Annotated in this window: 8 protein-coding genes and 1 pseudogene; 3 read left to right on the top strand and 6 right to left on the bottom strand. The window is 64.8% G+C overall.

Annotated features, from left to right (window positions below):
* Positions 1 to 644, top strand: a pseudogene (locus AC1DHX_RS19575) (MFS transporter); the annotation flags it as partial.
* Between the two features lie 89 nt (positions 645 to 733).
* Here AC1DHX_RS19575 and AC1DHX_RS19570 read toward each other — a convergent pair.
* The 4 genes from AC1DHX_RS19570 to AC1DHX_RS19555 form a co-directional block, all read right to left on the bottom strand.
* Positions 734 to 1402 carry a GAP family protein gene (locus tag AC1DHX_RS19570; protein WP_476858669.1) on the bottom strand — a complete coding sequence of 223 codons (669 nt, stop codon included), beginning with the start codon at positions 1400 to 1402 and terminating at the stop codon, positions 734 to 736.
* A gap of 39 nt (positions 1403 to 1441) precedes the next feature.
* Positions 1442 to 2596 carry an AI-2E family transporter gene (locus tag AC1DHX_RS19565; RefSeq protein ID WP_476858668.1) on the bottom strand — a complete coding sequence of 385 codons (1155 nt, stop codon included), beginning with the start codon at positions 2594 to 2596 and terminating at the stop codon, positions 1442 to 1444.
* A gap of 96 nt (positions 2597 to 2692) precedes the next feature.
* Positions 2693 to 3079, bottom strand: coding sequence for an SHOCT domain-containing protein (locus tag AC1DHX_RS19560; RefSeq protein WP_230010772.1), 387 nt, complete (start codon positions 3077 to 3079; stop codon positions 2693 to 2695).
* Between the two features lie 94 nt (positions 3080 to 3173).
* Entirely contained in the window at positions 3174 to 3617 is a 444-nt protein-coding gene (locus AC1DHX_RS19555) for a hypothetical protein (RefSeq protein ID WP_476858667.1), read from the bottom strand.
* 282 nt (positions 3618 to 3899) lie between these two features.
* Here AC1DHX_RS19555 and AC1DHX_RS19550 point away from each other — a divergent pair, with 282 nt between their 5' ends.
* Positions 3900 to 4730, top strand: coding sequence for a class II glutamine amidotransferase (locus tag AC1DHX_RS19550; protein WP_476858666.1), 831 nt, complete (start codon positions 3900 to 3902; stop codon positions 4728 to 4730).
* A gap of 123 nt (positions 4731 to 4853) precedes the next feature.
* Here the strand turns inward: AC1DHX_RS19550 and AC1DHX_RS19545 are convergent, their stop codons facing one another.
* Complete coding sequence (locus AC1DHX_RS19545; RefSeq protein ID WP_476858665.1) at positions 4854 to 6371, bottom strand: transposase; 1518 nt, start codon at positions 6369 to 6371, stop codon at positions 4854 to 4856.
* Positions 6372 to 6625: 254 nt separating this feature from the next.
* Positions 6626 to 7186 carry an ion channel gene (locus tag AC1DHX_RS19540; RefSeq protein WP_476900378.1) on the bottom strand — a complete coding sequence of 187 codons (561 nt, stop codon included), beginning with the start codon at positions 7184 to 7186 and terminating at the stop codon, positions 6626 to 6628.
* A 227-nt stretch (positions 7187 to 7413) separates the two neighbouring features.
* Here AC1DHX_RS19540 and AC1DHX_RS19535 point away from each other — a divergent pair.
* Positions 7414 to 8775, top strand: a 1362-nt coding sequence (locus AC1DHX_RS19535; RefSeq protein WP_476900377.1) for a winged helix-turn-helix domain-containing protein, incomplete at its 3' end; no start/stop codon positions are given.

Genomic DNA, 8775 nt, shown 5'->3' with positions numbered 1-8775 from the left:
CCATGTTCGCTGTCGCCATGATCGTCGGGAAGAGGTCCGGGAGGCGGCGCCCGGCCAGCCTCATACGGTGGGGCTTTCTGTTTCTGATCGCGGGTTTGGTGGTGCTGGTCCCCATCGTGCCGCGAGCTGACTCCGGCTGGTGGCTGCTGATCCCGCTGATCATTTCAGGCTTTGGCCTGGGGCTGCTGGTATCCCAGCTCAACAACTACACCTTGTCCCCGATTTCGGACGAGCGGGTCAGCGAGGCCGCCAGCGTGAACTCGGCCGCGGGATCGTTCGGCTTGTCCTTCGGACTCGCGTTCGCCGGCGGCATCATGCTGGCATCGCTCTCGACCATCTTCATCGGCTTGTCGGATGCCAGCACGGTCCTCCCGCCCGACGACAAGCAGCAGGTCGCGACGGTACTGGAAGACGACGCCCAGGTGATGAGCGACGCGCAACTCCAGGAACAGATCGCCGGCCAGCCGGAGGACATCCAGAACGAAATCATCCGCATCAACACGGAGGCACGGCCCCTGGCCCTCCAGATTGCACTGTTCGTCCCGATCCTTGCCGGCCTCGCCGGGCTCGGCACCTCGTTCCGCATGATTCGGATCCCTGACCCCAAGCCCGCCGGCACCGGCGAGGGGAGCGTCCTGGGCTGAAGTTCACAGCGGCGAGCGTCCAGGCTGCACCCCCTTGACAGCGGAGTTCCCCGGGATCCGGCGGGGTGCGTGGTTTCGGGGTAGTCCGATTAGAGCTGGAGAAGGCTGTAGCCGACGAGGAAGATCCCGATCGTCAGCGTCGCGATCGCCGCAATCCTGCGGCCATTGCGCTGCAGCCAGTTGTATAGGGCGGTCAACGGCACTTGGGCCCGTTCGGGGGAGCGCAGCCACACAGCGACCGGAATGATGACGGCTGACTGGACCACGGCGGCGTAGGCGAGGACAAGCAGGCTGCTTGGCAGCGGCGGCAGTTCCTGGACACCGATCACGGCACCGGCGGTGACGGCCAGCAGGAGCGCCTTCGGACGAAGGTTAAAGCCCAGGCCCAGTACGACGAATTCCCAGGGCCGGGCGGAGCGGAACCGCGACTTCATCTTGCCAAGCATGGCGTTGTCCCGGCCGCCCTTGCTCACGAGGAGGTACACGGCGTACGCAACCAGAAGCGCACCGATCACAATGGCAATTTGTGCCACCCATTCGTCCCTACGCAGGCGCGGCGGCTTGACGGGCAGGAATTGCAGCCCGACCGCTGCCAGGCCCACGACCACGATCGAACCCGCGAGGCTGCCGATCAGGAAGGGAAGGGCGCCGCGGCGCGGAGTTGGCGAGAGCAGAATCATGATCGTCACGCTGACAGGCACTGTGCTGAGAGCCCCGGCCAGGGCAAAGAGAGCCAGGCTGCTGAGAGTGCTCAGCATGCTCCCCTCACCGTCCCCCGGCAGCACCCCGACGGCATGTCATGCCTTCGGCCCGCTTCCGGTGTCCGGACGGCCCGTCTTCAGTCGTCCGCGGCGGGCCCGGATCGCCTTGTCTTCTTCCTTGATGAGCAGTTCGAGGTCCTTCTTGTCGCCCGTCAACGGCCGCCACCATGCAAGTGTCGGGTCAGAATCGAGCAGGATGGTCCGGAACAAGAGCGTCAGGGGGACGGCGAGGACGGCGCCGACAGGACCCAGGACCACTGCCCAGAAGAGGACGGAGAAGAAGGTCAGCGTCTCACTCAGCGACACCGCGTTGCCCACATATTTCGGCTGGATGATCGACTGGATGATGCTGTTGATTCCGCCATAGATGATGATGACTGCCACGACGGTCGGCCAGCCCCCGGTGAGGTAGCCGAAGAACAAGGGCGGGATGATGGCGATGAAATACCCGATGTTGGGGATGAAGCTGCAGATGAAAGACAGCAGCCCCCAGAGCAGGGCGCCGGGGATCTGCAGGATGACCAGAACCAGCCAGTTGAACAACCCCTGCGCGATTCCGAGGACCGTGGTGGCGACCATGTAGCGGCGCACACCGGTTCCGAAGCCGTTGAGCGCTGAAACCAGTGCCGGCCGGTGATAGTTCAGATGAATCAGGAGCGCCGGCACGCGCGAGCCGTCAATCGCCATAAGAATGAGCATCGTCAGTATGATCACGAGGCTGGTCACCAGGCTCGCGACGTTTCCCAGGAGGCCGCCGAGGAACCCGATGATGCGGCCCGGCGTAAACCCGTTCAGGACTGCCTGGGCTTGCTCCGGGCCAAATCCAACAGATTCCAGCAGTGCGGAGATCCTGGCGCCGATCTCGGCCATTTGGGGGGCGTATTGCGGCAGCAGCGCGGAGAACTGGGCGAGCGAGGCAATCAGGACTGCGGCGAAGGCGGTCAGCAACCCGAAGACAGCCGCGATAGTGGTCCCGGTGGCGATGCCCCGGGAAATTCCCCGTGCCTGCATCCAGCGGCGCAGCGGATGGACACAAAGCGTCAGCACGAAGGCAAAAAAGACGGGGGTGACTATTCCCTGGATCGCGCCGAGGCCGAACGCTGCAATCGTCGCGCTGGCCAGGGCGAGCAGGATTATGAGGGTGCGGGGGAGGGCCGAACGTGGATTGGATTCCGATGGTTCCGGCTCCATGAGCCCTCCTTGGTTCAGCCTAGCCATATCTTAGAAGCCTCATGGCCTCATGAATAGCGAGTTGGCCAGGCCTGCTCCTCGCGCCTCAACCCGGAGTCAGACGACGATCTTGCTCTTGATCTGGGCAAACTCCTCCGCACTGATGGTTCCCGCGTCCATGAGTGCTTTGGCTTTGGCGATCTCCTCGGTGGGGCTGGCCGTGGCGACACTGCGGATGTAGGCATCGGTTTCCTGCTGGGACTTGCGGGCCCGCGCCATTGACCGCTCCGCCATGCCCTTGCCGCGGGCAATCATGTATGCCAGCACGGTCAGGAACGGAATGAAGACCAGAAGAACGATCCAGACGGCTTTCCACCAGCCGCTGAGCTCGTCGTCGCGGAAGAGGTCGCCGATCACCATGAACACTGCATACAGGAAGGCGATAATTGCATAGAAGATAAACAGCCACCAGAGAATATCCCAAAAGTTCTCGAAGAAATTCATTTTGGCTTCCCTACTTTCGCTTGGTGCGGCGTCGCCTACGAACGCAGCCTTGGATGGGAATGGGTTTCACCGCGGATATCCCGGAAGACCCGGGCTAGCACTTGGCGTCATTTGAGAGATCGCTGATGGCGGCCTGCACGTTCGCGGCTTCGTCCTTGAGCGAGTTGGCCGCCTGCGTCAGGGTGGCGTCGTCGGGAACGGAGTTCACAGCGGAGGTGAACTTCTGTTGGGCTGCTTTGACGGCATCCACCCGATCTTTGGCCGCGTCGCTGGCCGCGTTGACCAGATCGTCGTAGCTCTTCCGAACCTGATCCCGGGCCGCCTGGATCTGGCCGATGGTGGCGCCTGGCTTGAGGGAGTCCTTGAAATTCGTCAGGGCTGTTGAAAAGTCAGTGGCGGCAGCGCAAACCGGTGAAACGCTCGCCGTCGGGCTCGCGCTGGGGCTGCTGCTGGGTCCCGAGGTGGCGCAGCCGGCGAGCAGCGCAACCGCCGCCCCGAGCGCAGACATTCGCGCGAGGACTGGTTTTGGTTTCGACATTGGACTCACCTCTCCATGGGCTTTCGCCTGGCAGCCCAATCACTGGCAGGTACCACCAGTGTTGGGTGAGGGGCCCGCTTGCGCGTCACCCGCCGCGGGTGATCCTTTCGCGCGGCTCTCCGTGCCGGGCGCGCCGCTGACCAGCGGGGACGCGACGACGGAACTATCGAACGCGGGTGGGACCCCATTACCTCCCACCCCGCGGCCCGAATCACCCCGGGGTGATGATGTGCCCGCTCCGTCGCCGTGATGGACTGCTGTCCACAACTGAGGGAGGATGCCATGTGTCGTTGGCTAGCGTATTCGGGTTCGCCGGTGCAACTGGAGGAGCTGTTGTACAAACCGACCAACTCGCTCGTGATGCAGAGCAAGCACGCTCGAATGGGCGTTGAAACCACCAACGGGGACGGCTTCGGCGTGGGCTGGTACGGATCCGCGCCGTATCCCGGGTTGTTCCACAGCACGGAGCCCGCGTGGAATGACCGCAACCTCCGCGAGTTGTCGGCCCAGGCGTCGGCCGGCCGGGTCTTCGCGCATATTCGGGCCTCGACCGGATCGGCAGTCCAACAGACCAACTGCCATCCATTCCGCCACGGCAGCTGGCTATGGATGCACAACGGACTCATCCGGGAGTTCCCGACTGTGAAGCGCGACTTGGCCATAGCCGTTGAGCCATCGCTCTTTCCGCTGATCGAGGGAGCCACGGACTCAGAGCTCTTCTTCTTCCTCGCCCTGACCTTCGGGCTGGAGCAGGACCCGAGGGCGGCCGTAGCTGCCGCGGTTGGACTGATTGAAGACGTCGGCCGGCGCCACGGGATCGAGCAGCCAATCCAGATGACAGTCGCCACGACCGACGGCGAGACCACCTGGGCGTTCCGCTACTCGAGTGAACGGCAGTCCCGGTCGCTGTTCCACAGCACCGACGTCGCGACCCTTCGCGTCCAGTACCCGGACAACCCGTTGCTTCATGACCTGGCGGACAACGCGCGCCTGGTCGTCTCCGAACCGCTGGGGGATCTCCGCGGGGCGTGGCGGGAAGTACCCGAGGCTACCTGCGTGGTGGTGCACGGCGCCGGCGAGGACCTGTTCCCGTTCTCGCCGACCGCCCCCTAGCGTCGGCCTAGTGTCGGCGGCTGCGGCCGCCTTAGTGTCTGCGGCTAGTGTCTGCGGCGAGTGCCGCTGCCGCGCAGCACCAGCTGGCGCGGCGCTAACTGGTAGTCCGGTCCCGCCGGTCCTTCACACGCTGGTTCCTCCGGCGTCGGGCGCCCGGGGGATGGGAATCGTGGGATACGTGTCATCGGGAGGGCCGCCCGCCGTGACCGACTCACCGCCTGGCACGCCGCCGGACTCGACACTGGACTCACCGCCGGGATCGACGCCCGGCTCGCCTCCGGGTTCGGCGCCGGGTTCGGCGCCCGGCCCGCCGGCTACGGCCGGCCGGCACAGCAGTTCGACCACGAGAACGACCAGCACGGCCAGGACGGCCGTCCAGATGGCGACGGCCGCCGTCGGGTCCTGCCAAAAGATCAGCACCAGCACAGCGATGCCGACGACGGTGGCTTCGATGATCCGCCGGTACCGGGCCAACCAGAGCTGCCATGGCTTGGCCTGGCCACCGCCGATCTTGCCGGTGATGTAGTCGCCCGCCGTCGCCAGGCCGTGCCGGACATACTCCGCTGGACGCGAGTGGCCGCCCAGAAAAGCTGCCAGGGCGATCAGCAGTCCGACGACGAAGACAAGGCGCAGGCTGGTGCGCAGCGGTACCAGGAGTGCCTCGACCAGGCTTTCGGCCGCCGCAGGGGAGACAGCACTCGATGGAATCGAGTTCAGGACGTAACTTCGCCCGATCACAAGGGACAGCGCTAGCACCGCCATCGACACCGCCACGGCCAACCCCACGCCGCTCGTCGTGCTCCGTCTCCGGCCCCGGGGGGCAACGGCAATGGCGCCCACGGCGCTGAGCACCGTCAGCCACGCCAGTATTGGGCCGAGCCGGTCCAGGGTCCGGATGGTTTCCGTGGCACGGACCAGTTCAGGAGACTGGAACAGGGCGATCTGCGCGTCAACTTCCGGGATCCTCGAGGCGATATCCACCCCTTGCTGGACAAGGAGAGTCTTGACCCGGGCGATGATCTCTTTCGTGGAAATCGACACCGTGCCATTCTCATCAATACTGACCGTGCCTCCCGTGCTTCCCGTGGCAAGGTTGACCAGCCCCTGGTGCGCCACCCGGTTCACCTGGATCCAAAGGTCCTGGAACTGCGGTGTCGCCACGAATCTGGCAACGGCGGTATGGATGAGCGTTTTGGTCTGCTCCGCAAGCATCGGGGCCAGCCCGGTAAGCACGGCCGCCACGCGGGGCGCCGTTTTAGCGAGCTCGTTCAGGGCATCGCGCGTGATGGTCTGGAAATCCACGGCGTCGTTGATCTGTTGAGTGACCTTGTCGGCGATTTCGGCCTGGATCGCAGGGTCCGAGGCCAACGGTGCGACGGTGGCGACGTAGCGATCGGTGTCGATGACTTCGCTGCGAAGGTAGAGGGCCGGAACTGTCGCGAAGGCCAACAGGCCAGTGATAACCACCAGCACGATTGCCACAATGCGCCGGGCCAGCCCCGGATGCCGCACGGCCGGCCTCGGCGGGGCCTTGCGGGCAGTGTCCCGTTCCTGCTGGAGACGGGCGACTTCGGCCCGTAACCGCAGAATTTCTTCCTGTTCCGGGCTAGCGGGGCCAGCGGGCTGATCGTTCAGCGACATGAGGGGATCCGCCTTAGCTTGTGTTCCGCGGCTGGGCATTTCACGGCTATTTTCATTGTTCACTCGGCGTGCCGGTCCAGCCCCACCCACACAGGGTGATCTGTCACGCCGGGGAAGGGCCCGCCACGGCCGTCCCTACGGGCTGGACGCCGCGCGTCGGACGTGCAAAGTGGCGCACCGAATCCCGGCCCTGCCCGCGAAATTTCAGCCGGCCGGCCTGCTGTCATCCGTTTTGGGTGATGACGGCGGCGGGTTCAGGATTCGCCGCCCAGCCGCCGCCCTGCCGCGAAGAATGCCACTTTTGCGATCAATAGGAGTGCACCTAAATCGGCAATCATTTGGACGGACACGACACCCCTCGCCAGCTGGCTTACCGGCGTAATATCCCCGAACCCGACGGTGGCAAACGTGGAAGTGGTGAAGTAAAGGGCATCGGTTCGGCTCAGGGGCTCGCTAAACGCCGCCGCAGATGTGATCGACATTGATGTGTAAAGCAGCGCGAAGAGACACAAAAACATCAACAGGGTTTCGGCGACAGCCGCGGCCGCCCGAACCCTCGGGATATGCGCCACGAGTATCAGCCGCAATTGAATTGCCAGGACTGCGAAAAAGACCAGCACGACACCCGCCAGGCGGATCCAGGCGGCCGCGGGATCGGCGTCATTGAATCCCCCGACGGGAATAAAGAAATACAGGGCGAGGACCACAACCGAAAATGCGATGAGACGTGCAATCGCGAAAATAATGACCCGCCTGCGGTCGGCCTTGTCGAGGTCATGAAGGAAAATCGGGTCTGTCGGGCTGCCGTGCKTCATAGGCATGACTGATGATACAGCCGGGCACCCAATTCGTGCCGTGCCGCAATCGGGTCGCCCTAATCGCCGTATTGTCGCACTAAGGAGCGGCGCACAAGGGGTCTTTGCGCCCTGTTGGTGCCCTTTTGCCCCCACCTAGCATGTGGAATGTGAGAGATAGGCTAGAAGCCGAATGGGTACCGGGCCCACAGTTCAAGATCCGCCCGCCTGTGCGCGGTCTCGGAGCGTTGGAGCGTCCACGTCTGGAAAGCGCCCTGTCCGCGRCCGCGGATTCGCACCGCCTGACCCTCGTCGCGGCCCCGGCCGGCTACGGCAAGTCAACTTTTCTGGGTGATTGGGTCCGCAAGTGCGCTCTGCCGTGCGCATGGCTGTCGCTGGACAGGTTCGACACGCAGCCCGCGCGGCTGTTTCACGGTGTTGTTGGGGCGATCCAGTCCGCGGCGGGCAAACTGCCGTTACCCGGAACCGACGCCCTCCTCGCCCTGGACCCGAGCCTTGCCCACGACCGGGCGGCCTCCTACGACCTTCTCCTCGGGGCACTCGAGCACCTCACTGAACCGATTGTCCTGGTGATCGATGACGTCCATTTGGCCGGGCCGGGGCTGGCGAACGGAATCGTCGGGGTGCTCGCCGCATCGGCACCCCCCTCACTGCGGCTGGTCCTCTCGGGACGCGGCCATACGTCCATTCAGCTCGAAAGATTCCGGTACGGCGAGGGACTGGGTGAACTTCGCGCCGCCGAACTGGCCTTCACGCGGGAGGAAGTTGCCCAGTTCGCCAGTGCGCTGGGACAAGATCAAACGTTCGACGCCGGGTCGCTCTGGAAGATGACTGCCGGCTGGCCTGTGGCAGTCCACGCCAGCCTGGTCTCCTTGGCGCAGGCCCGCAACGTGCCGCTTACAACGCCAGGCTCCGCGCCTACGCACGTCCCGCTCGCCGACTACGTCGCAGAAGAGATCCTCGACCAGATCGAACCGTCGCTGGCCGAATTCATTCTCAGGGCCACTGCCAGCGACTGGCTCGGACGCCGGCTCGCCGTCGAACTCGAAGGCCGTCCCCGCGGCGGCGTGCTGCTTGAGGAATGCCTCCGTAACGGGCTCTTCATCGAGGAGCACGAATACCGTGCGGGCGAATCGATGTTCCGGTGGCATTCCCTCTTCGCGGCGCAGTGCCGGCGCATCCTGCAGCGGCGTGACCCTTTGCTCGCCGAGCGTCTGCACCGCGTGGCGGCGAGGTACTACCAGGACGTCGACGTCGTCGAGGGCGTCGCCCAGGCGCTGCAAGGAAGCGCACCCCGGCAAGCCGTGATTTCCCTCGGCGCCCATTGGCTCGAATTCCTGCTCGGAAACGACGTGCAGACCCTTGAACGGCTGTGCCTGGATCTCCCCGCACCGTGGGGCGAGGATCCGGAGATCCTGATGATCCGATCGGTCTGCCGTGCCCTTTCCGGCGACGGCACCGCCGCGGCCGAGCTCACCGACCGGGCGCTGTCGCGGACCTTCGCGCTGGACGCAATTCGACGCCGGAGACTGGAGAGTTACCGGGCGCTCTACGAGCCGCTGCCTGCCGACGGCCGGCTGGACCCGCAC

This window comes from Arthrobacter sp. 05N33_2, from assembly GCF_056397425.1.
The sequence above is the reverse complement of the archived record's forward strand: the minus strand, read 5'-3'. Positions and strand labels throughout refer to the sequence as shown.

What these genes read in the sequence shown, in the direction of transcription:
- AC1DHX_RS19570 (WP_476858669.1), bottom strand. Translation starts at nt 1,402, where the DNA reads ATGCTGAGCACTCTCAGCAGCCTGGCTCTCTTTGCCCTGGCCGGGGCT.
- AC1DHX_RS19565 (WP_476858668.1), bottom strand. Translation starts at nt 2,596, where the DNA reads ATGGAGCCGGAACCATCGGAATCCAATCCACGTTCGGCCCTCCCCCGC.
- AC1DHX_RS19560 (WP_230010772.1), bottom strand. Translation starts at nt 3,079, where the DNA reads ATGAATTTCTTCGAGAACTTTTGGGATATTCTCTGGTGGCTGTTTATC.
- AC1DHX_RS19555 (WP_476858667.1), bottom strand. Translation starts at nt 3,617, where the DNA reads ATGTCGAAACCAAAACCAGTCCTCGCGCGAATGTCTGCGCTCGGGGCG.
- AC1DHX_RS19550 (WP_476858666.1), top strand. Translation starts at nt 3,900, where the DNA reads ATGTGTCGTTGGCTAGCGTATTCGGGTTCGCCGGTGCAACTGGAGGAG.
- AC1DHX_RS19545 (WP_476858665.1), bottom strand. Translation starts at nt 6,371, where the DNA reads ATGTCGCTGAACGATCAGCCCGCTGGCCCCGCTAGCCCGGAACAGGAA.